This window comes from Nocardia sp. NPDC051911 (assembly GCF_040681035.1).
GTDB classification, from domain to species: Bacteria; Actinomycetota; Actinomycetes; order Mycobacteriales; family Mycobacteriaceae; genus Nocardia; species Nocardia sichangensis.
Map to the genome: position 1 here is coordinate 1 of NZ_JBFAXY010000054.1, position 25,602 is coordinate 25,602.

Annotated in this window: 22 protein-coding genes and 3 pseudogenes; 13 read left to right on the forward strand and 12 right to left on the reverse strand. The window is 65.0% G+C overall.

Features of this window, described 5'->3' with window-relative positions; genetic code table 11:
* Positions 1 to 650: 650 nt before the first annotated feature.
* The 3 genes from AB0L97_RS36595 to AB0L97_RS36605 form a co-directional block, all read right to left on the reverse strand.
* Positions 651 to 1,136: an SDR family oxidoreductase gene (locus tag AB0L97_RS36595; RefSeq protein ID WP_364439075.1), complete on the reverse strand. Its 486-nt coding sequence runs from the start codon at positions 1,134 to 1,136 to the stop codon at positions 651 to 653.
* A 113-nt stretch (positions 1,137 to 1,249) separates the two neighbouring features.
* On the reverse strand, positions 1,250 to 1,819 hold the full coding sequence (locus AB0L97_RS36600) for a LysR substrate-binding domain-containing protein (protein WP_364439077.1): 570 nt from the start codon (positions 1,817 to 1,819) through the stop codon (positions 1,250 to 1,252).
* A 10-nt stretch (positions 1,820 to 1,829) separates the two neighbouring features.
* Positions 1,830 to 3,425 carry an FAD-binding oxidoreductase gene (locus tag AB0L97_RS36605; RefSeq protein WP_364439080.1) on the reverse strand — a complete coding sequence of 532 codons (1,596 nt, stop codon included), beginning with the start codon at positions 3,423 to 3,425 and terminating at the stop codon, positions 1,830 to 1,832.
* 199 nt (positions 3,426 to 3,624) lie between these two features.
* Between AB0L97_RS36605 and AB0L97_RS36610 the strand changes: the two genes are divergently transcribed.
* The 3 genes from AB0L97_RS36610 to AB0L97_RS36620 are packed head-to-tail and all read left to right on the forward strand — an operon-like array spanning position 3,625 to position 8,063.
* A complete protein-coding gene (locus AB0L97_RS36610) occupies positions 3,625 to 4,200 on the forward strand; it encodes a LysR family transcriptional regulator (protein ID WP_364439085.1) in 576 nt (191 codons plus the stop codon).
* The gene (locus AB0L97_RS36615; RefSeq protein ID WP_364439088.1) at positions 4,197 to 4,742 is read left to right on the forward strand and encodes a hypothetical protein; all 546 of its coding nucleotides are present in this window, start codon (positions 4,197 to 4,199) and stop codon (positions 4,740 to 4,742) included. The genes AB0L97_RS36610 and AB0L97_RS36615 overlap by 4 nt, the downstream gene beginning before the upstream one ends.
* Positions 4,743 to 4,793: 51 nt before the next feature.
* Complete coding sequence (locus tag AB0L97_RS36620) at positions 4,794 to 8,063, forward strand: protein kinase (protein WP_364439091.1); 3,270 nt, start codon at positions 4,794 to 4,796, stop codon at positions 8,061 to 8,063.
* Positions 8,064 to 8,513: 450 nt separating this feature from the next.
* Here the strand turns inward: AB0L97_RS36620 and AB0L97_RS36625 are convergent, their stop codons facing one another.
* The 5 genes from AB0L97_RS36625 to AB0L97_RS36645 are packed head-to-tail and all read right to left on the reverse strand — an operon-like array spanning position 8,514 to position 12,884.
* Entirely contained in the window at positions 8,514 to 8,765 is a 252-nt protein-coding gene (locus AB0L97_RS36625) for a hypothetical protein (protein WP_364439094.1), read from the reverse strand.
* Positions 8,762 to 9,658 carry a dihydropteroate synthase gene (gene folP, locus AB0L97_RS36630; protein WP_364439097.1) on the reverse strand — a complete coding sequence of 299 codons (897 nt, stop codon included), beginning with the start codon at positions 9,656 to 9,658 and terminating at the stop codon, positions 8,762 to 8,764. The genes AB0L97_RS36625 and folP overlap by 4 nt, the downstream gene beginning before the upstream one ends.
* Positions 9,659 to 9,705: 47 nt before the next feature.
* Positions 9,706 to 10,551 carry a bifunctional methylenetetrahydrofolate dehydrogenase/methenyltetrahydrofolate cyclohydrolase FolD gene (gene folD, locus AB0L97_RS36635; protein WP_364439100.1) on the reverse strand — a complete coding sequence of 282 codons (846 nt, stop codon included), beginning with the start codon at positions 10,549 to 10,551 and terminating at the stop codon, positions 9,706 to 9,708.
* Positions 10,548 to 11,990 carry a hypothetical protein gene (locus tag AB0L97_RS36640; RefSeq protein ID WP_364439103.1) on the reverse strand — a complete coding sequence of 481 codons (1,443 nt, stop codon included), beginning with the start codon at positions 11,988 to 11,990 and terminating at the stop codon, positions 10,548 to 10,550. Before AB0L97_RS36640 ends, folD begins: the two co-directional genes overlap by 4 nt.
* A gap of 45 nt (positions 11,991 to 12,035) precedes the next feature.
* Positions 12,036 to 12,884: a methylenetetrahydrofolate reductase gene (locus AB0L97_RS36645; protein WP_364439106.1), complete on the reverse strand. Its 849-nt coding sequence runs from the start codon at positions 12,882 to 12,884 to the stop codon at positions 12,036 to 12,038.
* A gap of 130 nt (positions 12,885 to 13,014) precedes the next feature.
* Between AB0L97_RS36645 and AB0L97_RS36650 the strand changes: the two genes are divergently transcribed.
* Positions 13,015 to 13,596 carry a MarR family transcriptional regulator gene (locus tag AB0L97_RS36650; protein WP_364439109.1) on the forward strand — a complete coding sequence of 194 codons (582 nt, stop codon included), beginning with the start codon at positions 13,015 to 13,017 and terminating at the stop codon, positions 13,594 to 13,596.
* On the opposite strand, the gene AB0L97_RS36655 is transcribed toward AB0L97_RS36650, so the two are convergent.
* The gene (locus AB0L97_RS36655; RefSeq protein ID WP_364439112.1) at positions 13,593 to 14,363 is read right to left on the reverse strand and encodes a FadR/GntR family transcriptional regulator; all 771 of its coding nucleotides are present in this window, start codon (positions 14,361 to 14,363) and stop codon (positions 13,593 to 13,595) included. The two genes, AB0L97_RS36650 and AB0L97_RS36655, sit on opposite strands and share 4 nt — an antisense overlap.
* Before the next feature lie 148 nt (positions 14,364 to 14,511).
* Here AB0L97_RS36655 and AB0L97_RS36660 point away from each other — a divergent pair, with 148 nt between their 5' ends.
* The 5 genes from AB0L97_RS36660 to AB0L97_RS36680 are packed head-to-tail and all read left to right on the forward strand — an operon-like array spanning position 14,512 to position 19,624.
* Positions 14,512 to 15,360, forward strand: coding sequence for a 1-deoxy-D-xylulose-5-phosphate synthase N-terminal domain-containing protein (locus tag AB0L97_RS36660; RefSeq protein ID WP_364439115.1), 849 nt, complete (start codon positions 14,512 to 14,514; stop codon positions 15,358 to 15,360).
* A complete protein-coding gene (locus tag AB0L97_RS36665; protein WP_364439118.1) occupies positions 15,353 to 16,357 on the forward strand; it encodes a transketolase C-terminal domain-containing protein in 1,005 nt (334 codons plus the stop codon). The genes AB0L97_RS36660 and AB0L97_RS36665 overlap by 8 nt, the downstream gene beginning before the upstream one ends.
* 31 nt (positions 16,358 to 16,388) lie before the next feature.
* Positions 16,389 to 17,291, forward strand: a complete 903-nt coding sequence (locus AB0L97_RS36670) for an NAD(P)-dependent oxidoreductase (protein ID WP_364439121.1) — start codon at positions 16,389 to 16,391, stop codon at positions 17,289 to 17,291.
* Positions 17,288 to 18,733, forward strand: a complete 1,446-nt coding sequence (locus tag AB0L97_RS36675; protein WP_364439124.1) for an NAD-dependent succinate-semialdehyde dehydrogenase — start codon at positions 17,288 to 17,290, stop codon at positions 18,731 to 18,733. The genes AB0L97_RS36670 and AB0L97_RS36675 overlap by 4 nt, the downstream gene beginning before the upstream one ends.
* A 30-nt stretch (positions 18,734 to 18,763) precedes the next feature.
* Entirely contained in the window at positions 18,764 to 19,624 is an 861-nt protein-coding gene (locus AB0L97_RS36680; RefSeq protein ID WP_364439127.1) for an enoyl-CoA hydratase/isomerase family protein, read from the forward strand.
* A 164-nt stretch (positions 19,625 to 19,788) separates the two neighbouring features.
* Here the strand turns inward: AB0L97_RS36680 and AB0L97_RS36685 are convergent.
* The 3 genes and pseudogenes from AB0L97_RS36685 to AB0L97_RS36695 form a co-directional block, all read right to left on the reverse strand.
* Positions 19,789 to 20,052 (reverse strand): annotated as a pseudogene (locus AB0L97_RS36685) (alcohol dehydrogenase); the annotation flags it as partial.
* Positions 20,053 to 20,084: 32 nt separating this feature from the next.
* Entirely contained in the window at positions 20,085 to 20,750 is a 666-nt protein-coding gene (locus AB0L97_RS36690) for a hypothetical protein (RefSeq protein WP_364439130.1), read from the reverse strand.
* A gap of 49 nt (positions 20,751 to 20,799) precedes the next feature.
* On the reverse strand, positions 20,800 to 22,368 hold the full coding sequence (locus AB0L97_RS36695) for an ISL3 family transposase (protein WP_364439133.1): 1,569 nt from the start codon (positions 22,366 to 22,368) through the stop codon (positions 20,800 to 20,802).
* 240 nt (positions 22,369 to 22,608) lie between these two features.
* Between AB0L97_RS36695 and istA the strand changes: the two are divergent.
* From istA to AB0L97_RS36715, 4 genes and pseudogenes are all read left to right on the forward strand, one after another.
* Positions 22,609 to 24,132 (forward strand): annotated as a pseudogene (gene istA, locus AB0L97_RS36700) (IS21 family transposase); the annotation flags it as partial.
* Positions 24,133 to 24,266: 134 nt separating this feature from the next.
* Positions 24,267 to 25,046, forward strand: a complete 780-nt coding sequence (istB, locus tag AB0L97_RS36705; protein ID WP_364439136.1) for an IS21-like element helper ATPase IstB — start codon at positions 24,267 to 24,269, stop codon at positions 25,044 to 25,046.
* A gap of 58 nt (positions 25,047 to 25,104) precedes the next feature.
* Positions 25,105 to 25,290 carry a hypothetical protein gene (locus AB0L97_RS36710; protein WP_364439139.1) on the forward strand — a complete coding sequence of 62 codons (186 nt, stop codon included), beginning with the start codon at positions 25,105 to 25,107 and terminating at the stop codon, positions 25,288 to 25,290.
* Positions 25,291 to 25,321: 31 nt separating this feature from the next.
* Positions 25,322 to 25,510: pseudogene (locus tag AB0L97_RS36715) on the forward strand (IS256 family transposase); the annotation flags it as partial.
* Positions 25,511 to 25,602 lie beyond the last annotated feature (92 nt).

The window sequence follows — 25,602 nt, forward strand, 5'->3', positions numbered from 1 at the left end:
GGGCGACATCGACCGCAACACCTACAAAACCCAGATCAGCATCCATATCCTGCCCGGTTGACAACCGGGCAGGAACCCAAACTGCGCGGCCTTGGTATTAGGGGCCAGCCAGCCGGCGGTCTCGACGCGGCTTTTGCGGGTTCTGCCAACAGAATGCACCGTTTGTCTGGTCAACCCAGCGATTACCGAACGGAAACAGCGCCTGTCCGCACACTGTGCAGGTCCTGGGTTCGTCCGACCGCATCGGGACCTGAGCCAGTGGCTGGTTCGGTTGTGGGGACCACTGAGGCGGGGAATACCCGCCTCCCTGCGGCCCCTGCTGCCATGGTGTTTGCGGCCACCACCAGGTAGAACATTTGGCTCATCTGCCGTATATGTGGGTGGGGTTTCATGATCGATTAGGGCGCACGTCGTGCCGCGTCTACGTTTCTGGGTTGCGAAGCACAGGAACGATCATGGACGGGACGGCGTGCGCCCTACAAGGTTATTACGGGACCTGCTCGCACCACCCCAGTACAGGAAGACGTCTCGCAGAACCACACCTTTACTGTAAGTCACCGGTATTGAGGTCGAGCCGACCTTGGCGTATCAGCGAAAGCGTCGCACCGATGCTTGGGAACGCCCATGACCTCAACTTCCCGGCATTGCGGTCAGCCCACCGCGGTGATGCCGCCGTCGATGACGATGTCGGCACCGTTGATGTAGCTCGCGTCGTCGGAGGCGAGGAACGCCGCCACCCTCGCCACGTCCTCCGGCTGCCCGAGGCGCCCGGCGGGAGTCCGTGCGACCAGGCCCGCGATCCCGTCAGGGCCGATCGCCTCCATCACCGGTTCGGTGGCAGGTGTGACGATGAGGCCTGGGCTCACCGACACGGCCCGGATATTGTGCGGCGCCCCGGAGCACCAGGTCCGCCCAGCTGGCGTTGCCCTCCTGGTGGTCAGGTCGGCGGCAAGCGACACCATCTCGCCGCCGGCCTCCCGCACGAACTCGACCGTTTCGTCGGCCGCCTTCTCGTTGACGTCACAGCCGACCACTCGGGCGCCCTGGGCAGCGAACTCCAGGGCAGCGGACCGCCCCATGCCGCCACCCGTGCCGCTGATCATGGCGACCTTGCCTGCCAGCGTGTTCACGATCATTCTCCTCCATCCGCCGGACTCGGATACGACGCTAGCCCGAGAACCGGCTGGTGCGGCCCGCTCCAGACGTATTCGTGGTATGCGCGTTGCCGATTCCGGGCTGACGCCGGGAATCAGGGCGACAGAGTGGCGGCGACCTTCCGCAACACGTCGAGCAGCCAGACCACCGCGGGGTCGTCGTGTCGGCTGGGATGCCAGTGGACTGCCTCCACCGACGCGGCAAGACCAGCGGGGTCTCGGCGACGACGAGGCCGAGGTCGGGTGGGCAGCTGTTGACGAGCCGGCTCGGGACCACCGCGAACAAGTCCGGTGTCGGACACAACGAACGGCAGCGAGAGCAGTCCCTGCACCGTCGTACTCGTACGCACCACCGGCGACACTCCGGCTTCGGCGAGGTATCGTGTGACGGCCTCGGCGGAGAGCCCGCCGCGGACGGCCCGAGCCTGCGGGAGCTCGTTGAGGTCGGCGAGGGTCAGCCGGCCGTCCCGTAGCCGTGGATTGCCTGCCGCGACGAGGCACACGAACTCGTCTTCGAGCAGTACCCGGCGGCGTCCGGGCAGGCCGTCCTCGACTGGCCCGATCGCGACATCGTGGATCAGCAGGTCGTTGAGATGAACCTCGTCGTCCGTCGGGAAACGACTGTACCCGTGCCCGCCGCCACGGCAGAAACGTGCGGCAGGCACGGGTACACCGTCACGCGGGACCCGCGCGCAGGTCCTTGGGCCAGATACCCTGCTTACCGGGCGAGAAGATGCCGGTGGGGTCGACCGCGTCCTTGATCTTCTCCACGAAACGCAGGTAGGCGTGGTCGCCGAAGTCGAACTGGTCCATTGCCAGGTCCATGTAGTTCAGGTGCGCCCGGTACTCGCTGTAGCCGAGCTTGCCGACCTCGCGCACGAGGTGGCGGCAGATTTCGTAGGCCCTCCGCGTCTGGTCCTCGTCGGCGGAATCGAAGGTCTGACCCGCGACGCTGATCATGCTGCGCTCGTTGATGGCGATGAGGTAGTTCGCGTAGTCCAGACCCCGGGACTCGACGATCTCGCGCACGAGGCGGTGCAGGCGGTAGACCTCGGCGCCGCGCATCGGCACCACTGGTGAGAACCCCATGTGGCCGCCGGTCTCGCCCCCGGACCATGCCGCCATCTGGGCCAGGTCGAGGCTCGGAATACCGGCCTGGACCCGGTCGGTCGGGGTCGGGATCTGGTCCAGCTCGTCGCCCGCCCACTTCGTCCCACGCACCACGGCGCCCGGGATGGCACCGAAGACCTGCTCCACCGTCGCGTAGTGGTGATCGACGACGACGTCGTCGCCATACAGGCACAGCCGGGCCATCCAGCGGCCGACTCCCAGCGTCTCGCCGATCTGCTGGATAACGTCATCGGGGATCGGTCCCGGACCCTGGTGCCACTGGTCGCGACGGGAGACCATTGTCGCGAAACACAGTGTGTCGACGATGATCGGCACCCCGCGCAGCACCCCGTCGAGCCGAAGCCGGCGCAGTCCGTCGACCAGCTCGACGAGGTGCTCCTCACGCGACACCGTGACCGAGATGGGCATCACGGCTTTCGGCTTCGGCATCAGCCAGACGCCCATCTTGGTGACGACGCCGAAGTTCGACTGCATGAACAGCTGATCGAGCGACGGGCCGAGCCCGCGCCGGTAGAGATTCCACGAGGGGTTGCCGGTCTGGGCGCCCATCCCGGTACGCAGCAGCCGGCCGTCGGCGGTCACGACCTCCAGTCCGCACGAGGACATGAAGTCCGAGCCCTGTGGCAGGTAGGTCGTGCCGTGGTCCAGCGCGTTGCCGACGACGCTCCCCCAGCCGATGTCCGGCACGGAGAGCATCAGCTTGTCGCCCGCATCCCTGATCGCCTCGTGGAGCTGCATGAAGCTGACGCCTGGCTCCACCAGCGCGTAGCCCATCTCCTCGTCGATCTCCAGGATCCTGTTCATCCGGCGCAGGTTCAGCGTGACGCAACCGAGGACACGCGGAGCGGCCCCACCGTAGCCGTTGTTGCGGCCCTGGCTCTGGGTCCACAGCCGCACGCCGTGGCGGCCTGCGGCACGAACGATCGCCTGCACCTCTTCGGTGGTCGCCGGCTGGACCACGGCGACCGGGGCGTACTGCTGCCGATCCCAGTCCTTGGGCTGGTAGGGGTCGCGAAAGTCCGCCAGCGCCGCCGACTCGGTGAAGACGTGGCCGGGTCCGACAATGCTGCGGAACTCCTCCAGCGCCGCCGCCAGAGCGGGGCCGTCGAGCACGGACGACGGCGTGGACACTTCGGTCATGAAAGGCCTCCTGGTACGCGATGCGCCCGCTGGGGAGCCCCGTTCGAGCTGCGGTGCGCATGTGTGGGTCATCACACTATGAACGCTCAGGGGAGCCGCGTGAACCCATCCGTCGGCATCCCAGCCATAGCGCGGACCGATAGCTGGCCTTGCCTGCGCAACGCGCACTCGGCCAGAGTCCGACCGGAGGTGCACGATCATGACCCGAGACCAGACCGAGCGGCCCGTCGCCGCGCCAGCGCAGGACCGGCTGCGCGGTCTCGACCTGAACATGCTCGATGCCCTGGATGGCCTGCTGCGGCAACCTAACCTCACCTATGCCGGCGCCGCGATCGGGATGACGCAGCCAGGGATGAGCGTCCTGCTCGGTAAGCTCCGCCGCCGTTTCGCCGACGAACTGCTCATGCGCAAGGGGCACGACTACCACCTCACACCGCTCGCCCGCGACCTGATCCCCGCCTTCCAGACCGCGCTCGGGCTCGTCCGCCAGACGCTGCGTCTGGAGCCCGCGTTCGCCCCGGCCCGCGACGACCGTGTGTTCACGATCGCAGCCAGCGATTATGCGACCACCGTGTTGCACGGCCCTCTGCTGCGCGCGCTGGAGCGCGACCAGGCTCGGGTACGCGTCCAGTTCGTCGACGTGCCGGACGATCTTTATGCCGGCCCGGAGATCCTGCTCCGCTACGACCTCACTGTCGCGCCCCTCGGGATGGGCGTGTCCGGGGCGCACCGGTTTTTGTTCAGCGATCGGCTGGGTCTGCCTGGCCGCGCATGACAACCCGGTGGTGGCTCACCGGCCTGTCGATCGCGGTCGCGTTCCGCATCGGCTCGATCGAATTGATCGGGATCCTGCACGACCAGCTCGACCTGGCCGACCCGGTCAGCGCGGGGATCTCCGGGATCGATTTGAACAATATCGGAGTCATCATTGTGGGCCTGTTCGTCGTGGTGTGGGCAGTCGCGCTCACCTTCTGGAAGCTGGCTAAGTTAAGATCGGACATCGCTGGCGGCCCGAACCCGACGGTATCGACTGCCCCTCGCTCCTGGGCGGCCACCCGGCCGCTGGCTCGAGCCGGGCGGTTGTCTCGAAAACGAATGTTCACGAGACACCCTGTGCCGCTGATCGTTTCGCAGGCCGGATCTGTGAAGGTTGCCGTGTACGCGGCACGCGCGTGCATCGAGCGACCTACCACCGCACCCAGGGCGTGCGAAAGTGTTCGAGTGCTGAAATCGGTGCTTGCCACGCGGATCCGAGGCACCGTCCCGATTGCTCAGCCGTATGCCGAGGCATACGCTGACTATCAGCGAAGACGTTGACGCGCGTGCTACCCGTTGCCGGGGGACACGCCAACGGATGGTGTATAGCCGATGAGCGAGGAAGACGCGTTCCGGACGCTCGGTGACCGATCCACGCCTGTCACCGAGCAGCTGAGCGCGGCCGGGTTCACCGATGCCGAGGAGATCGGACGCGGTGGGTTCGGTGTGGTCTATCGCTGCACCCAGTCCGAGCTGGACCGGACGGTGGCGGTGAAGATCCTCGCCGCCGAACCGGACGAGGAGAGTCGGGAGCGGTTCTTCCGGGAACAGCGGGCAATGGGCCGACTGAGCGGCCATCCCAACATCGTCACGGTCCTGGAGGCCGGTGTCACCGCGAGCGGGCGCCCGTTTCTGGTGATGCCATATCACCCATTGGACTCGCTGGATGCAAGGATCCGCGGGCAAGGTCCGCTGCCGACCGAAACCGTATTGTGGATCGGGATAAAGATCGCCGGGGCGCTGGCGACCGCGCACCGGTTGGGCATCGTGCATCGGGACGTGAAACCCGCAAACATCTTGCTCACCGACTACGGCGAGCCCGCATTGACCGACTTCGGCATCGCACGCATACCTGGGGGTTTCCAGACAAGCGCGGGTACCGTGATTGGGTCGCCGGCGTTCACCGCCCCGGAGGTGCTCGAGGGCGAGGCTCCTACCCCGGCCACGGACGTCTATGGGCTGGGTGCCACCCTGTTCTGCGCGTTGACGGGGCATGCGGCGTTCGAACGGCGCAGCGGGGAGAAGGTGGTCACCCAGTTTCTGCGCATCACCACCCAACCGGTACCGGATCTGCGTGAGCAAGACATCGCCGATGACGTGTCCGCCGTGGTGTCAACGGCGATGAGCCGCGACCCTAGCGAGCGGCCCTCCGCAGCAGCACTCGGGGAGGCGATCCAGCAGGCGCAGCGCTGCCATGGGTTCGCGGTCGAGGAGATGGCACTGAACACCGAACCGGCTCGCGAACACTGCGGTCCGATGCCGCAGCCGCAGGAGTGGCGCCCGCCGGCGGCACCGGTGATGGTTCGGCGCGGCGCTTTGCCACTCGAGTTGACCAGTTTCGTCGATCGCCGTACCGAGCTGGCGGAGGTGAGGAATCTGCTGTCCTCGGCCCGGCTGGTGACGCTGACCGGGGTCGGCGGGGTCGGCAAGACCCGGCTGGCGCTGCGGGCTGTGGCGAGCGTGCGCCAGAAGTTCGCCGACGGGGTGTGGCTGGTCGAGCTGGCCGAAGTCTCCGACCCGTCGCTGCTGATCGGCGTGGTGGCAGCCTCCCTTGGCCTGCGCGACGTGTCCGTGCGACCGTTGCAGGAGGTGGTGGCCGAGTTCCTGTCCGCACGGGAATTGTTGCTGGTGCTGGACAACTGCGAGCAGTTGGCGGCCGCGGTGGCGAAGCTGGTCGAAACCTGGCTGCGGGCCTGCCCACATCTGCGGATCCTGGCCACGAGCCGCGAACCTCTGAACATCGGCGGAGAGGCAATGTTGCGGGTGTCATCGCTGATGGTGCCGGACCTGGATCGTCAGCCGTCACCGCGCGAACTGCCGCGGTACGACGCGGTCACATTGTTTGCCGACCGCGCGACCGCGGTGGTGCCGGGTCTTGAACTCTCGAAGGCTGACAAGGCCATCGCGGCCCGGATCTGCGCCCGGCTGGATGGACTACCGCTGGCGATCGAGTTCGCCGCGGCCCGGGTGCGCGCGATGTCTTTCGAGCAGATCCTTCAGCACCTCAACGACCGATTCGCGCTGCTGACCCGCGCCAACCGCACCGCGCCCACCCGGCAGCAAACCCTGCGATGGTGCATCGACTGGAGTTACGAATTGTGCACCCCGGCCGAGCAGCGGATGTGGGCGTGGCTGTCGGTATTCGCCGGCGGCTTCGAATTAGACGCCGCCGAACAGATCTGCGGCGCCGATCCGGCGCCGGACAGCCCGCTCGATGTGCTGTCCTCGCTGGTGGACAAGTCGATCCTGATCCGCAGCGAGTCCAATGGAGTGGTGCGGTTCCAGATGCTGGAGACGGTGCGCGACTACGGTCGGCAGAAATTGCGGAACTCCGGCGAGGACCAGCAGGTACGGCATCGGCACCGCGACTGGTACCAGCGGCTGGTACTGGACGCCGAGGACGGCTGGGTCAGCGACCGGCAATTCGACTGGATCGCCCGACTCGACCGCGAGCAACCCAACCTTCGCGTGGCACTTGAATACTGCCTGAGCCAGGATGGCCAGGAGGCGGCCGTAGCCGGTCTACGCACCGCGAGCGGACTATTGGTCTTCTGGATGTTCCGAGGTCTGGTCAGTGAAGGTCGACGCTGGCTCGACCGCATTCTTGCCCGTCCGTGCGCCCGCTCGGTACCCGACCGCGTCAAGGCGCTGCACGCCAGCACCGTGCTGGCGACGATGCAGGACGACCGCCAGGCGGCGACTGCCTTGGTGGAGGAGGTGCACGCGCTCGCCGAACAGGCTCCCACCCCCGTGAACAAGGCGCTCGCCGCCTACGCCGATGGTATCCTGGCGCTACATCGTGGAGATCTTGCTCGCGCATCCTGTTCCCTCGAACGTGCTGTCGAGGTGTTCGGTGCAAATCGGCCAGTCTTTCTGCGCGTTGCTGCACTCTCCCTGCTTGGTTGGGTACAGGCCATGCACGGCGATACGGAACGGGCGATCGAGATCAACGAGCAAGTACTTTCGCTCAGCGAAGCGTGCAGCGAAACGGGCTTCCGGGCGGCCGCACTCGGGGGTCTCGGCGTTACGGCGTGGCGGCAGGGCAATCGGCAACAGGCAAGAAAGTTGCTCGAGGAAGCGTTACGGGTCAGCCGGAAGATACGCAACCCAATCATCGCTGCCTTCGGGCTCGAGGTGCTGGCCTGGACCGTCGACGCTGACAGTGGTGCCGAACGCGGGGCCGTACTGATGGGAGCTGCGGAGCAATTGTCGCAGTCCGTGGGCAGTCTCGAGCGCAACCTCCCGGGACGATCGCACTATCACGACGACTGTGACCGGATGGCGCGTGTCTCCCTCGGTGCCCGCAGGTTCGGGGCGGCATTCCGACGCGGCCAGGCGATGGGGATGGACGCCGCACTGAGATACGCTCTCGGGGAGCAGCCCACAAACACCACTTCCACCTCAGGTCCGTCCGTGGAGCTGACCAAGCGGGAGCGGCAGGTCGCAGGCCTCATCGCGCAAGGCCTCACCAACAAGCAGATCGCCGCCAAACTGGTGATCTCCCAACGCACCGCCGATGGCCACGTGGAGCACATCCTCACCAAACTCGGATTCACCTCCCGCACACAGATCGCGGCCTGGACAGCGCAAGACGCCGAATGAGCCTGGGTCTGATAAGGGCGACTGCTTCCAAACAGCCTCCGGGACCGGATCCTGAGTGCGCGATAGAGATGGTTGCTGACTTGGCCGGTCACGGCCCGGGTAAGAGTTGCGAGGCGAACTGGGGTTCCCCTGGGGAACCCCAGCTCATGTGAAGATCGTCGTCAGGGTCGCAAGCTTAGAACGCGCAGTGCGTTTGCGATGGAGATCGGGGAATCAACCCACGGCGCTGAGGGAATGCGCCACGGCGATGGTCCGTTCCGTTCCAGATCCTCCGTTCGCCGAATCCCGGCAGGGCGCGTTCATCTCACCGAGCGAGAGCGCAAGCTGCTGGATCAATCTATACGCGGATAAACGATGCAGATCGAGAGCCAGATGACCGCCGGGCTCAGCGCCTATGAATTGGCGGCCTTCATCGGAAGGTCGCTTATGCGGGTTCGGTCCGATTCATGTTTACCGATGATGAAGTGGTGCAGGTGAGACAAGATCGGCCCAGAGCTCGCGGCGTACCGCATCCCACAACGTGGTCAGTTCTGGATGAAGTTCTCGTGCTCGTGCGAGATCCGGGAACTCATCCGGACCGAATGACATGACCGGTGTGGCTGCCGATATGTCATCGACGCCGACTATGGAGGTCAGGCCGTTGCGAAACAGGCGCCATGTCGCGCGCAGACCACCAGCTTCAGTTTGCCGCATGTCGTTCATAGCTTGACTCCGATCCGGTCGACAGTGCGTTGGGAAGCTAAGGCAGCCCCCGAGTGATCGTGGCCATCGATGCCGAACCAGTGCTTCACGACCAGAACGGCTTGGAGTGTTGCGCGAACGTCGTGCGCTCGGACGCAGTAGGCGCCAGCCGCCGCGGCCATCGTCGCGACGGCGACGCTCGCGGCATCGCGTTCGCGGGCGGGGAGCACGCTGTTGCTGGACATGAGCAGATTGCTGAGGAACGACTTGCGGGATGCACCGATCAGAACCGGTCTGCCCAGGCCGTGCAGTTCGGAAAGGCGGGTGAGCAGGTGCCAGTTGTGTTCGGGCGTCTTAGCGAAGCCGAGTCCCGGATCGAGCACGACCAGATCCGGATCGACCCCCGCAGCGGTGAGATGCCACATTCGCTGGCCCAACTCGACCATCACGTCCTGCACGACATCCCGGTAGACCGCATTCCGGTTCATGGTGGCGCTCTGCCCGCGCCAGTGCATCGCGAAGTAGGGCATGCGCGCGGCGGCGATCGTCCGGGCCATTTCCGGATCCGCCAGCCCGCCGCTCACGTCGTTGACAGCCTGCGCGCCGGCCGCCAATGCCGCGTCCGCGACTCGCGCCCGCGTGGTATCGACGCTGATGCAGACGCCGGTAGCGGAAAGTTCTCGGATGACCGGAAGGACACGTCTCAGTTCGAGGTCGACGGGTACACGGTTGGCGCCAGGGCGGGTCGACTCACCGCCGATATCGATGATGTCGGCACCTTGTCGAGCAAGATCGAGTCCATGCGCGACTGCACGCTCGGTGGTCGAGTAGTAGCCGCCATCGGAGAACGAATCGGTCGTGACGTTGAGAATCCCCATCACCAGACACCGATCTCGTGCCGGCAGGCCGGGCACGGGATCGGTGACGGGACGGGACGAGACCGCTGCTCGGATCTGGTCGGTCATTGCCTGCGCGCGGCGTCGAGCGTGTTGGACAGGAGCATCGCGATCGTCATCGGCCCAACTCCGCCGGGTACCGGTGTAAGCATTCCGGCAACATTCACGACGCGTTCGAAGGCGACGTCACCGCACAAACCTGTCCCTGTGCGGTGAATACCCACGTCGATCACCACCGCGCCTGGGCGCACCGCTTCAGGACCGACGATGTTCGGAACACCGGCGGCGACAACCAGGACATCGGCCTCTCGGCATGTGGCGTCGAGGTCCTTCGTCCAGGAGTGACACAGGGTCACTGTGGCGTCCTGGGCTGTGAGCAACTGTGCCATTGGCCGCCCGACCAGGACCGAGCGACCGACGACGACCGCGTGGGCTCCGCGGAGCGACACGTCGTAGTGCTCGAGCAGACGGATCACTCCCGCGGGCGTGCATGGCCGAAGCCCCGGCTGCCCCTGTGCCAGCCGTCCCGTGTTGAGGGTGGTGAGGCCGTCGACATCTTTGTCGGGGGGAATGAGGTCGAGCAGCCGGTCGGCATCGAGGTGGTGCGGCAGTGGCAGCTGCACCAGGATGCCGGTGACTTCCGCCGCGTTCGCCAGTTCTTCGATCAGGGCTTCGGCCTGCTGCTGTGTCGTATCGCCTGGAAGGTGCCGGTGGAGATCTCGCATACCCGCAGTGGTGCAGGCCCGACGCTTGTTGCGGACGTACACCTCCGAGGACGGATCGTCGCCGATGAGGACCGTGGCCAGGCCTGGAGCCGCCGCGCCGTTGTTGGTCAGTTCCGCTACGCCGGACGCAACCTCATCACGCACCCGCTGCGCGACAAGCTTGCCGTCGATGACAGTGGTGGTCATATCTCTCCTACCGCCGCGAGGCTAGCGTTACCCGTGATGGCGGCGCGCTTCATCTCTTGCACACTTTGCGGGTAGGGCACGGGCGCGACGGTCGCTCTGATTCGAAGTTGCCTGTGGGGTTCGATACGGGGTTTGCGGGATCCGCCGTCTGGTTCGCCCCACGTGATGGTGACCTCGGTTCCGGGCTTGGCGTACGCGGTGTCGACGACACCCAGGGAGAGCATCTTGTGCTCGTTGACGGTGTATCCGGTCTGGGTGGAGCGGCCGATGAGAGTTCCGTCGGGAGTGCGGACTTCGTCATTGTGGGGGAAGCCGTAGTCGGCTACCGGAAACTCGAGATACCGGTATGGCAGGCCTGGCTCGAACAGAGAGTGGAAGACCTGTGCGACATCCTCGGTATTCCATACGAGGGTGACTTTTCGTCGCGGCGGCTTGTCCGCGATCTTTTCGAGTGCCTCACGTCCCAGGAATTCGTGGTCGAACTTGATGATTCGGTCGTAGCCCATGTCGAACGGGGTGAGGTAGTAGTCCTCCACATTGTCCGACCGGAGGCTGCCGGCGAGCTGGAACTTGGCCTCCCAGGAATCGGTCGGCAGCCAGGTGCGGTAGGCACGCAATTCTTCACCGGTGTAGATCGCCGGCAGCGGATACCCGATCCAGCCGCTTTCCAGCGCTGAGCTGTAGTAGGCCCGGGTACCACCCGCCCGGATGCCGAATTTTTCCCCCGCCGCCAGGACCGCCGCGCGCACCTCGGGGCCGTATTCGAAGGGGCCGGACAGTTCGACTCCCTGATGGCCTGCCATGCCGTGCCGCAGGGCCATCACCCGGTGACCGGCGATCGTGACGTATGCGGTGTGGAAGAACGTCAATTGCGGTGTGTCGCCCTCGACGATTTCGGCGAAGATGGCGCCGGCGTGCGGACCGTCCAAGCCGAACCGGAAATTGCGGCGGCGACCGGTGGGATTGTCCGAGGTGTTCGGGTCGAGTTCGACCGTGACGTCGTAGTCGCCGGTCTCGGCGTTGAATTGCACCCAGTTCTGCAGCGGCTTTCCACTGATCAGTTCGAATGTCTCGTCACCGAGGTCGTGTAGTACGCAGTCGCCGATCATCTGTCCGTGTCGGTTACAGCCCACATACTGCTTGGCCAGGCCGGGCCGGAGGTTGCCGAGGCTGTTCACTCCGAGATCGCCCAGAAGCCGTCGTGCGTCGCGACCGCGCAAGAACAACTCAGGCATGTGGTGCGACTGATCGAACAACACCGCCGTTTCACGCCAGGCCCGCTGCTCATCCCGCCAATTCGTCACCTCGGCAGGGACCGGGGACAGCCCGGCTGTCGTACGACCATGCGGTCCCGGAGTGTCGTGGTAGAGATACTCCACGAGATCAGGAACCGAATCGATCAATTTCTGCAGCGAACGCGGATTCTCCTTCGACGTCATTGTCACCCATCTTGTCGTTATCCGTATTTGGTCGGTCGTATCCGGTCAGGAGGCTTCGCCGACACGGCGCTGCCATGCGACGGCCTCCGCGACCTGGTTGAATGAAAACAGGTGCAGTCCTTCAATACCGAGCGTGGTCGAGGACAGACTTTCGCTCATCTCCTCGAGGAGAAGCTCCGGACGATAGGTGCTGCCCACCAAAAGGTTGCCGACGAAACCCTTCTGTTTGGTGAGAAATCGCAGTGAGGATCCGACCCCGACCTTGAGGGATATTTCGACGAGCTTGTGTGTCTTGAGTGGTGCGGCGAGTCCGAGCCGCAGAGGAAGGCTGACGCCGTCGGTTCGGATCTGCTGGAGCCAGGTGATGAGAGCCGGCGCGCTGAAACAGAGCTGGCTGACCATATAGGTGGCGTACCGCTGCTTGTGCAGAAGATCTGCCAGCAGTATGTCGTCGGAGATCGTGCTGTGCCCTTCCGGGTAGCAGCCGACCCCCACCGAATCGAACGCGTGCTCGCCGCGGGCAATCGCTTCGAGAAGCTCCGCTGATGACCCGAACTCGCCGGACGGCGTCGCGGCGTCACCTCCGATGACGAAGACGTCGCGCACTCCCATCGCAGTCAGCTGGTCGACGATATCGGCCAGTTCCTTCTCGCTCGAGATCTGGCGAGCGGCCAGGTGGGGTACCACACGATGTCCGGCAGCGACGGCGGTGTGCGAGAGATCCAGCGTCGCATCGAGGCCGAGTTTGGGTGAGCACGTGACGGTGACCGTTGTGTGCGCGCGCAAAAGGGCCAGCTTTTCCGGCGCGCTGCGCATGGGGATGACCTCCACCGCTGCGGTGTTGGCCAGCTGGGGGATGAGGGTGAACTCGCCGGTGTCTACGTTCGGTTGCATACCGATCCTCTCTCGGCCGCGTCGACGCGAAGAGGTCGGCGTGGCCGCGCGGTCTGTCCCACCGAAGATAGCTCACTGAAATGCTTTTTGGCTAGCTTTCTTGTACGCATTGGTTCGCTACAATGACTTCGTGACCGAGAACAAGACCACCCGTACCTCGAACGGAACCGCGCCGTATGAGGAGATGGATCGATCAGCGCGCGACCGGGTCGACCGTCTTGCCGACGACCTCGAGGCCGAGCTGGGCGGCATGAACATGATCGAGTTGGCGATGACCAAACGTGTCGGACGTCTCGGTGCCATGCTGGAAGAGGCCATGGCGGCCTGTCTGGCGCCCTGGGAGCTGACACGAGCGGACTACGGGGCGCTCACCGGCTTGCGATCGGTCGGTGAGCCGTACGCGCTCCGGCCGACCGATCTTCGTCAGCGCATCTTGTTGTCATCGGGCGGAACGAGCAATGTGCTGAACCGACTGGCGAAGGCTGGGCTCATCGAGCGCGAACCAGACGCCTCGGACGGTCGCAGTAGCTTGGTCCGGTTGACCTCGGAGGGTATCGAGACCTCTGAGCAGATTGCGCGAGCTTGGGCCACCTACCAGCTCGACTTCTTCCGCAAGGTGCCGGCGGACGTCTGCCGCGTCGCGGCCGACTCGCTGCGAACGATTCTGATCGCGTTAGGCGATCATGATCCGGTCGAGAGTCCGCCCGGCTAGTGGCTACGCCACTGTTGTGCCTTCGGCTCGGCGATCGCCGCCTTGAGGTGTTCGAGCATGGCTTCGTGGTGATGTTCGACGGCCTTCTGTGCACCGTCAGGATCCTGGGCGAGTACCGCGTCGAGAATCGGTTTGTGGAGAGCCATCTGTGCTTTGTGTCCGGAATCGCGCAACCAGTCCGGAACGGTCGCTCGCTGCACCCACTGTTTGAACTCATAGGTCAGCACGGCCGTGTGAACGCTCTCGTAAACTCTTGTCAGGTAAGGGTTTCCCGCTGCCTTCACGATCGTTGCGTGGAACACGGTGTCGGCTGCGATGCGCTCGGACGCATCGCCGGTGGCCTGCTCGAGTCGGTGCAGTGCGTGTCGTAGTTCGGCGACTGTCAGGTCGCTCAGCGAAGGAAGCCGAATTGCTGCCTCACGAACGCCGATCGTCTCGAGCCAGTACCTCAGTTGCGCGAGCCCTACCACCGACGTCTCGTCTAGGTCCAGCATGAGGTTGACCGAGGCGGTGACCATCGACTCCGGGCGTCGTACCACATACGCCCCCGAACCTCGCCGGATCTCGACGAGCCCCATCAGGGACAGCGTGCGCAATGCCTGACTGACTGTGGGGCGGCTCGCGCCGAATTGCTCGGTCAATTCGCGCTCGGGCGGCAGCCTTGACCCCTCGGCGATGTTTTCTGTGATGATCAGGTTGCGGATTCGCTCGGCGACCTCATCCGACAGGCGGCTGGGGTTCAGCGGTTCGATTCCGGGCAGTTCCACTGGCTCCGGGCGTCGACGTACGTGAGGGGCTGTCTGGGGGCTGCCGTCCACGAGCAATGTCCTCTCTCCATGTGATGACACCTATTGACAGTACTACTGCGCACTGGTAACCATGTGGCATGGCCAATTTGCCACTTATGGAGGTTAGATGAACACCTCGACTTCGGCCCGCGTTTCGGAGCCTGGAACGTCGTGGGCTGTGGCCGACCCTGCGGAGCTGGCTCTCCGTATCCGTTTGCGGGCTGTACAGATGGTCGCACCACAGGGCTTCGGGTATCTTGGTCAGGCGCTTTCTGCAGCTGAGCAAGTCGCAGCCGTATTCTCGGTAGCCCAGCCGGGCCGGGATCGCCTGATCTGCTCCCCGGGCCACTACGTCATCGCGCCCTTCGCCGCGGCGATCGAGCTGGGTCTGCTGAGTACGGAGATGGCAGCGGCGTACGGACAGAACGGCTCTCCGATAGAAGCGATCGGCACCGAACGGTCACCAATTCTGGACTACACATGCGGCTCCCTGGGACAAGGTCTGTCCGCCGCTGTGGGATTCGCCCTCTCCGGTTACCTGCTGGACAGCCGGGAGCGCGTTTTCGCGCTGGTCAGCGACGGTGAACTCGAGGAGGGGCAGCTGTGGGAGGCCGCGATGTTCGCCGCCCACCACCGGCTCGACCGACTGACCGTGCTCCTCGATGCGAACAACTCGCAGGTCGACGGCCCTGTAGACAGCATCACCACCATCGAGCCCATAGCCGAGAAGTGGCGTTCCTTCGGGTGGCACGCGTTGGACATCGATGGTCACGACATCGACGTGGTACGTGCCGCGCTCGCTGCCGCGGATGAGGTAACAACGCGGCCCAGCGTGCTGATCTGCCGGACCTCGACCGTGCACGGTATCGACTGCCTGCCGCCCGATGCCGACGGCCATTTCATCAAGTTGCCCCCGGACCTGGCGACTGCCGCGACCGCGGAGCTCACCGCGAAACTGGAGGCACTTCATGCATGAGCCGCCGTACCGAATCGAACAGAAGCCCTACGGGCGGGCGCTGCTCGAGCTGGCTCGCGAGCGCCCCGAGATCCTTTGCCTCAGTGGCGATCTCACCCGCCAATGCGAGATCGACCTGTTTCAGAACGAGTTGCCGGAACGGTTCATTCACGCCGGCATGGCCGAGGCGAACATGATGAGCATGGCCGGCGCGCTGGCTCGATGCGGGCATATTCCATTTGTGCACACCTTCGGGGTTTTCGCGACACGCCGGCCGTATGACCAGATCGCGAACGCAATCGCGTATCCGGGCCTTCCCGTGCGCATCATTGGTTTCATGCCCGGTGTTTCGACACCGGGTGGGCCCAGCCATCAGGCGATCGACGATGTCGCGCTCATGCGCGCACTGCCGAATATGACAGTTGTAGACGTGGCGGACGCAGTCGAGGTAAGCCAGGTGACCCGGGCGATCGTCGATGTTCCGGGCCCGGTCTATGTCCGGCTCAAGCGGGGCGAGATACCGGTCATCTTCGATGAAGACCACCAGCTCGACCTCGACCGCGCCAATGTGCTGACCAGCGGCACCGACGTTGCTCTTTTCGCGAGCGGCATGATGCTGGCAGCCGCGCTGGCTGCGGCGCGAGTTCTCGGGGCGCGGGGTGTGTCGACGTCGGTCGTGAACGTGCCGGTGATCAAGCCGATCGATAGGGCGACCGTTGAGGCTGTCGCTGCCGAGGCCAGAGTTGTGATCACGGCCGAGAACCATTCGATCATCGGAGGACTCGGTTCGGCCGTCGCCGAAACAATCGCGGAAGCAGGACTCGGTCGGCCTCTGCGGCGAATCGGATTGCGCGACACCTTCGCCGAAGGATCGCTGACCGGCCCCTACCTGTTCGAAAAGTATGGACTGTCCACCCAACGGCTCGTCGACACCGCATGGGCGGCTCTCGGCCAGGCCGGCCCTGCGCCGACCGCACCGGTCACGGCCCCCGAGACAGGTGAATACGCGCCTGTCTGAGTGGGGTCACCAAACTCGACAAGGAGAAACTATGAATCCGAAAACCGAGCACCTCGGCTGGCTCGGCACCGGGCGGATGGGCGCAGCCATGGCCGGTCGCCTGATCGAGGCCGGTGCACGTCTTACCGTCTGGAACCGTACTGCAGCCAAGATCGAGCCGTTGGTGGCGAAGGGCGCCGCCGCGGCGGAGTCCATTACCGATCTCGGCGACTGCGACATCGTGTTCGTCATGGTGTCGACGCCCCAGGACCTGGTCAAGGTGGTGAGCGGGGAAAATGGTCTGCTCAGTGGAGACAACAAGCCCAGCCTCATCGTGGACTGTTCGACGGTGTCGGAGGAGACGTCCGCGGAGGTCCGGGCTTCGGCGGCCGCCGCTGGAGTGGCCTTTCTGGCCGCGCCGGTGAGCGGTAACCCCCACGTTGTGGCCGAAGGGGGTGCGTGCATCGTCGCATCGGGTCCCTACGAGACTTTCCAGCGCGCAAAGCCCTACCTCGAACAGATCGCCAAGGTCGCCGTTCACGCTGGGGAAGGAGAGCAGAGCCGGCTGGTGAAGCTCTGCCACAACCTGTATCTGGGCATGATGGTCGAGGCCCTCGTCGAGGTGACGAGTCTGGCCGAGAAAGGCGGCACCGATCGTGCCGCGTTCCTGGAATTTCTCAACGGTACCGTGCTCGCTTCGGACTGGGTGCGCAAGCGAACCGATGACCTGGTGAAGCGGGACTGGAAGCCGACCTTCACCACTGAACTGCTTCGTAAGGACTTCGACCTCGGCCTCGGTGCCGCGCGGGCCCTCGAAGTGCCGATGCCGGTCGGATCGGCGGTGTACCAACTGATCCAGTCCGCGATCGGCACCGGGCTTCGCCACGAGGACTTTCTCTCGCTCTATGACCAGCAGGCTCGCGCCGCCGCGGTGTTGCCGGAGGGAAACGCGTGACCGCGCTCGACAGCGTGCCCACCGACTTGCTCATCGGAGGAGCGTCGTGCGACGCCGCGGACGGGCAGCGGTTCGACGTCGTTGACCCCGCCACCGGGAAGGTGCTCGTATCGGTCGCCGATGCTGCGGTCGAGGATGGTGTCCGTGCCGTCGAGGTCGCGGACAAGAGCCTGCCCAGTTGGGCCGCGGCAGCACCACGGCGTCGGGCCGATGTGTTGCGGCGTGCTTTCGAGTTGCTGATCGAGCGGCGGGACCAGTTCGCCAGGCTGATCAGCCAGGAGAACGGCAAAGCACTGGCTGACGCCATGGCCGAGGTCACGTATGCCGCGGAATTCTTCCGCTGGTACTCCGAAGAGTCGGTGCGGGTGCTCGGATCAGTGCAGACCGCGCCATCGGGCGCGAATCGGATCGTCGTGCTCCGCAAGCCTATCGGCGTAGCGGTTCTCGTGACCCCGTGGAATTTCCCGGCCGCTATGGCTACGCGGAAGATTGCGCCGGCGCTGGCCACCGGGTGCAGTGTGGTTCTCAAGCCGGCGGGTGAGACGCCGCTCACTGCACTGGCCATCGGCGCACTTCTGGAAGAGGCCGGTGTACCGCCGGGCGTGGTCAATGTCCTTCCCTCCCGCCGCTCGGGTCCGCTTGTGGCCGGCATGCTCAACCACCCCGCGGTACGGAAGTTGTCGTTCACCGGTTCTACCGAGGTGGGCCGGCTCCTTCTGCATACTGCGGCGGACCAGGTCCTCAGCTGTTCGATGGAGCTGGGGGGCAACGCACCTTTCCTTGTTCTCGCCGATGCAGATCTCGATCAGGCAGTCGCCGGGGCCATGACCGCGAAGATGCGCAACGGTGGTGAGGCATGCACCGCTGCGAACCGCTTCTATGTCCATGCCGCGGTCGCCGACGAGTTCAGCAGTCGGCTCACGGCCGAGATGGCCGCATTGCGGACGGGACCGGGATATGAGGAAGGCACTCAACTGGGGCCTTTGATCAACGATGCGGCGGTGACGACCGTGGAGCGGCTGGTCACGGACGCGGTGGAGCGCGGCGCGACCGTGCGCACCGGTGGGAAGCGTATCGACGGGCCCGGGTACTTCTACCCGCCAACCGTCATCGACGACGTTCCGCTGTCGGCAGCCATTCTCCGGGAGGAGATCTTCGGACCGGTGGCGCCGATCGTTAGATTCGATGATCTCGATGAGGTCATCGCGCAGGCCAACGACACCGAGCATGGCCTGGCGTCCTACGTATACAGCCAGGACCTCGCGACAGGTCTGCGCGTTTCGGAAGCGCTCGAGTCCGGCATGGTCGGTCTCAATCGCGGAGTCGTATCCGACCCGGCCGCTCCGTTCGGCGGGGTCAAGCAGAGCGGTCTGGGGCGTGAGGGCGGCCACGAAGGGCTGCTCGATTACACCGAGACGCAGTACATCGCCACCACCTGGTGACCCAGCGCTCACAATGAAAGGGAACAAGCAATGTCCTTGCAGGAGTTCGTCGATCCGCCGAGATTCGACGAGTACAGCGAGCGGTTCAAGGATTTCTTCCACATGCAGCGGCGCGAGGACGGCGTGCTGCTCGTGGAGGCGCATACGATCGGTGGGCCGATCCAGTTGAGCGTGCAGAATCATCGCGCGCTCGGTCAGATGTTGAAGACGGTCGGTGCGGACCCCGAGAACGAGGTGCTCATTCTCACCGGTTCGGGCGACGAGTTCATGATGAAATCGGACCCCGACGGTTTCGCGCTCGAGGACGCGGACATGCCGTACTGGGCCTATGAGTACGCCTACAAGGACGGCCGGATCAACGTCAGCTCTCTGGTCAATGATCTGGAGATCCCGACGATCGGCCTGATGAACGGGTCGGGATTCCACTCCGAGATCGTCTTGATGTGTGATCTCACGCTCGCTGCCGAGGATGCCACGATCTTCGACCTGCACTATGACATCGGTTCGGTGCCCGCCGACGGCATCCACAACGCGTTCCAGGAACTGCTGGGAGTGAAACGGGCGGCGTACGCGCTGCTCACCGGTGAGGCCATCAGCGCGAAGCAGGCCCTCGAATGGGGGATGGTCAACGAAGTCCTGCCTCGTGACCAGTTGATCGCACGGGCGTACACGATCGCCGACCACATCATGTCGCAGCCCCGTATCACTCGCCGGTTGACCACCCAGATCGTCCGGCGTCCCTGGAAGCAGCGCATCGTCCATGATCTGGACGGTGGCTTCGGCATCCAGATGTTCGCCCATGTGGCGAAGAAGAAGTCCATCCACGGTGAGCAGCACATCAAGTCCACCGTGGACTACGTCAGGGAAGGTCGGAAGAACAACTTCGACTGAGATGCGGACTTGCGGTTGTGCCAACTGCGCGGTTGACGCAGTGGGCACAACCGTCTCGGCGTTGTGCGATATGCGCACAGTCTGCTGCTTCTCGGACGTACCGCTGAATCTGTTGTGCAGTATAAGACGGTGGCGGCGCTATGGCACGGGCGTAAGCGAATGGCCGGGCTGCACTCTCCGAAGCAGGATCCCGGGATTTGCTTCTGAAACAATGTCAATTCGCCGATGGAGGGAATGCCGACATCTTGGCTGTTGCCGAGTGCGGTGACGACAACAGTGCCCGCCTTACGGATGGCGGAGAACGCCTGCGCGATGTGTTCGCCCTTGAGTACGCCGACGGTGACAACAGCGCTGTCCGCGCCTTGGCCGTTGGTGCGGCTCTTGGCGAATTGCTCGGCATCGACGATGACTGCGCTCGCCGAAGTGGCTCTGGCGCAGGATCCGTGAAATGTGTTGATGCTCAGGCGATGTGGGTTGCGGCGAGTTCGGTGGCCGGGATGTCGGTGAGTTTCGCCCAGGTAGTGATGGTGCCGGTGAGGGCGAGCGCGACGCCGTAGAGCACGTGCAGGCCGCCTTGGCCGGCGATGACGGCGTCTTGTTTGGCGAAGGCACGGTGTTTTCGGGCCAGGGCGATTAGGTCGATGGCGGCGCGTTCGCCGATCCAATGCCCGCGGGGCAGGCGCACGGCGGCGGCCAGTCCTTTCGGTGTGCCGGGGTGGCGGCCCGACAGCCAGTCGTCGAGCAGGCCGGTGCCGACGCCGATGCCGCCGGAGACGGTGGCGTCGTCCGAGCTGGTGGCTGTGGGTGGGATGGCGTCGAGCAGGTCGGTGGCTTTATCGTCATCGCCGTCGATGAGGGCGGCAACGACGGTGCGAAGGGTGGCGAGGGTGTTGTCGCGGGTGGCGCCGACCGGGGTGGATTGGAACATGTTGTGGCGCTCGACCGCACGGGCGAACGCGGCGTTCAACGTTTCCAGGTCCGGGACGTCGATGTTGTCGACGTCGATGCCTTCCTCGGCCAGGAACGGTGCGAGCTCGCGCATCATCTCATCGGCCATGCCTGGGGTGTGCTGTATCCGCATCGGGCCGGGTTCGGGTTCGGGTGTGTGCCGTCGCATGTTCGCCACCGGGCCCATCCTGCCATCCCCGACCGGCTGGTTCCGCCCGGCCGTGGGATCAGTTGGGGTGCAGGATTCGGATGCGCAGCAGGTCGAATTTGGCACGTCCGTACATACTTCTCTTGAGGTGCTTGATTCGCGTCACGCTGCCCTCGACAGCACCGGAACTGTGCGGCAGGGTCAACCCGTTGGTGACGGCGTCGATATCGCTGGCCAGCCCGCGAGCGAACGTCCGCAACGCAGGCGCGCCGGTGCGGAGGACTCTGGCGATCCAGGACTGGATGCGCTGATTGCCGGTGCGAGTGTTCATGATGTCGGCGAACTCGCGCACCTGCCGACGCGTCACTTTCAGCACGTCACTGCATTCCAGAACCTGCTTCAGCTGCGCGCGATCGCCGTCGGTGAGCCGGTCCGGGCGGCACGTCATCCACCGCGCGACCTGGCGCACGGTCGGCGGCGCCGGGACCGGGGCGGGCAGCGGCAGGTGTTCGCGCAGCGGCTGCACATAGCGGCGGACGGTGCGGATGCTGCCGCGATATCCGAGCGCACGGAGCTCGGCCGCGAGCACCGCGGCGTCTCGGCACCCCGTGTTCAGCCGCTCGTGCAGGTGGGCTCTGAACGGGTCGAGCAGGCTGTCGCGGACCCGCTCGGCGCCCAGCAGCTGGTCTGCGGCGTCGGCACGGGCGAAGCGCCGCACCGTTTTCCGATCCAGCCGCAGCTCGCGGCTGATCGCCGAGATGCTGTCCCCGCGCTCGACACGAGCGCGGACGGCGGCATATCGTTCCCGGGTCCGTGCCGTCAATCGTCCCTCGACCGGCGCGACCGACGGCAACATAATAGGCTGCGCGGCAGGCTGTTCCGGCGGTTGCTCCATGGTGACACGCAGGGCGGCTCGTTCGGCCACGACGGTCTTGTCCACCGCCTCGGCGAGGTTGTGCCACAAATGCCAGCGGTCGGCGACCTGGATAGCGTGCGGCGCGGCGGTCTTGACCGCCTCGGCATAGGCCGAAGCGCGATCACGGCACACCACCTCAACCCCGGAATGCTCACGCAGCCAGCCCGCCAGCGTCACCGCGGTCCGGTCGGCCAACACCTCGATCGGACGATGTGACTGCATATCCACGACGACTGTTCCGTACGTGTGTCCGCGACGGAAGGAGAAATCATCGACCCCGAGTATCTGCACCTGGGTGATCGGCGGGTCCGGCAACGCCCGCACCAGCCGCAGCAACGTGTCCCGGCTCACCGCGATGCCCAACCTGCTGGCCAGGCGGGCACCGGCCCGCCCCGCCAACGCCAACCCGATACTGGTCAGTGTCGATGCCAGCTGATTCGTCCGACGCGCCCACTTCACCGTCAGACCAGCAACCTGCTCAGCGAAAGTTCTTGCCGCGCAACCACTATTCGGACAGAAGAACCGACGAACCCGCAACCGAAGTACCACCGCGCTGCCCGCGATCGATACATCCGCCAACTGCCGCCAATATCGGGAATGCACCCGCACCGAGTCGCTTCCACATCGCGGGCAGCTCGCCGACCTCGCCGCTGCGGCCGCTTCGATCGTCATGACATTCCGCTCCCGCCGAACGTCTACGATGACCAGATCATCCAAGTGCGGCAACAACATTCGAGCCGCATCACCAAACCACGCACGACAGCTTCAACGACCCCAGCCCCGATCTGGTGGCAACACGCCGAACAGCGCCATCACAGAATCCGCGCCAGAGCCCACGTAATTCCCAGGGCCGCGTTCACGTAATTCCCCAGCGGGAACCCGAACGCGACCGGTTGGTCCACGCAAAGAGTTGGCTGCTCCCATCCGATGAAGGTGATGGGAGCCAGAGTTTTGGCGAGGAGAACGTTCGACGTGGTCGATGTGACCGAGATTTTGGTTCACTGGCATGCGGGTAGTTCGCAGAGCCAGATCGCGGAAAGCCCTGGGCTGGACCGCAAAACAGTGAAGAAATACGTCGATCCGGCCATCGCGGCCGGGCTCGCCCCGGGCGGGCCGCAGCGGTCGCCGGCAGAGTGGAACGAGTTGGTGCGGGCCTGGTTTCCGCAGATCGCCGACACGAAGGTGCGGCAGATCACCTGGCCGGAGATCGAGCAGCATCGCGACTTCATCGTCGCGATGAGCAAGGCCGGAGTGACCCGGCAGACGATCTGGCAGCGGCTGCGTGACGAACACGGCCTGACCGCGTCGGTGTCGTCGTTGAAACGCTATATGGACGCCAACCTGCCCGAGGAGAACCTGCGTGGCCGGGTGACGGTGTTGCGGGAAGACCCGCCCGCGGGCGAGGAAGCCCAGATCGATTACGGATATCTGGGTTCGTGGACCGAGCCGGTGGGTGGGAAACGCCGCCGGATCTGGGCGTTCGTGATGGTGCTGGCGACCTCGCGGTTCATGTTCGTGCGCCCGGCGCTGACCATGGATCAACGGGCGTGGACCGAAGCGCATGTGGAAGCGTTCACGTTCTTCGGTGGCGTCCCGAAGCGTCTGGTGCCGGACAACCTGCGCACCGGGGTCGCGCGCCCGGACCTGTATGACCCGAAGATCAACCGCTCCTATGCCGAATTGGCCCACCACTACGGCACTCTCGTCGATCCAGCTCGCCGAGGAAAGCCCAAGGACAAGCCACGGGTGGAGCGGCCGATGCCGTATGTGCGGGATTCGTTCTGGCGTGGGCGGGAGTGGACCTCGCTGGCGCAGATGCAGCAGGCCGCTGTCGAGTGGTGTCGGGATGTGGCCGGGCAGCGACGGTGCAGGCCTCTGGAGGGAGCGGCCCCGATGGCGGTGTTCGACGCGGTCGAACGCGACGCGTTGATGCCGTTGCCGGGCAAGGATTTCGTGCTCGCGGACTGGTCGAGCGGCATCGTCGGGCCGGACATCCATGTCAAGGCCGGACGGACTCTGTATTCGGTGCCATGGCGGCATATCGGCCGGAAGGTGGATGTCCGGTCGACGTATTCGATGGTGCAGATCTTCGACCGCGGCGAGTTGATCGCCACGCATGTGCGCAAACCGTTCGGTAAGCAGTCCGACCTGTCGCACTATCCGCCGGAGAAGATCGCCTTCGCGATGAAGGACCCGACCTGGTGCCGCCAACGAGCCGCCGAGATCGCCGAGGCAACCGTCGCGGTGGTCGCCGAATTACTCAGCGAGAACGCACTGTTCCGGCTCCGCGCCGCCCAGGGCGTGCTCGGGTTGGCCGACCGTCACGGCGAATCCCGGCTCGAATTGGCGTGCGCCAAAGCGATCGCCGTCGGGGACCCGTCCTATCGGACTATCAAAGGCATCCTCGCCGCCGGCCTGGAAGCCGATCCGCCGCCGCCCAGCAGCGGCGATGGAGGTGCCGCGGCGTTCCTGCATGGTCCTTCGCGGCTGTTCGGGAACGTGCTGGCGCTGCCCAACCCGGACACCCCGGCCGCGATCCGCGCCACCACGAACGCCGCAATGGACACCACCGCGGCGGAGACCGACCGCGGCGACGCAGCCGACAACGACCACGGCCAAGGGGTGTCGGCATGATCGTTGATGTCGCCCTGGAACAGGCGCTGCGACAGCTCAAGCTGTCCGGGATGTTGCAGACCCTCGAGTCCCGGCTGGCCCAGGCCCGCGCCGGCGACCTCGGGTATATCGAGTTCCTGCAGGTCTTGTGTCACGACGAGATCGCCCGCCGCGAATCACAAGCCATCGCCCGCCGCATCCGCCGCGCCCACTTCGAACAGCAGATCACCCTCGAGGAATTCGACTTCACCGCCAGCCCGAAACTGCCCGCCGCGCAGATCCGCGATCTCGCGGCGCTGCGGTGGCTGACCGTCGGCGAGTCGGTAGTCCTCTACGGCCCGGTCGGAGTGGGCAAAACGCATGTGGCACAAGGGCTCGGACATCTGGCGATCCGCCAGGGCGCCGAGGTCCGGTTCACCAAGACCAGCCGACTGCTCGCCACCCTCGCCGGCGGTCACGCCGACCGCACCTGGGACAAACGCCTGGCCGAATTCGTCCGGCCCGCCGTGCTGATCCTGGACGACTTCGGCATGCGCGAGCTGACCGCGCCCCAGGCCGACGACCTCTACGAACTCATCTCCGAACGATCGACCTCCGGCGGCTCCCTCGTCCTGACCTCGAACAGATCACCCGTCGACTGGTACCCACTGTTCCCCAATCCCGTTGTCGCCGAATCACTTCTGGACCGGCTGATCAACACCAGCCACCAAGTGTTTATGAACGGACCCTCCTACCGGCCCAACAAACGACTCGGCGGCAAGGACCAACCCAAGACACAGAACAAGGAGGTCGGGTAGAACATCAATCAGGACCCACCACCTGCCCAATTACGTGAATTTCGGGCTGGGGAGAATCGTGAACATCGACACCATGACGATCACGGTGTCGCCGGTGCGCACACCCGCCGAATTGATCGCTGCGCCCCACCCGGTGCCTACGCCGCAACCCAGCAGGCACATGACGGCGCTCGCTGAAATTGGCTCTGTCCCACTTTTGATGAGCGATGGGGGGACTGTGGATCTAACGGTGTTTGCGGCCTGACGCGCTGAACGAAGTTCAGCGGGGAGGTGCCGTGATGACGACACTTGATGCCGTGGCGAGGAAGAAGGCCGAGGCTTCGGCCGAGGAGCTGGCAGCGGCGGAGTTGGTGCGGATGGCCAAGGAACAGGGCTTGTCCCTGACCGGGCCGAACGGGCTGCTCAAGCAGTTCACCAAGACCGTTCTCGAGACGGCGTTGAACGAGGAGATGACCGAACACCTAGACGAGTGATTCCTAACTCGGCTGTGGTGTGGAGGGGGCTCGAGTTTTGAGGTGGCGGAGGGTATCGACGTCGATTTGTGACGAAAGACCTC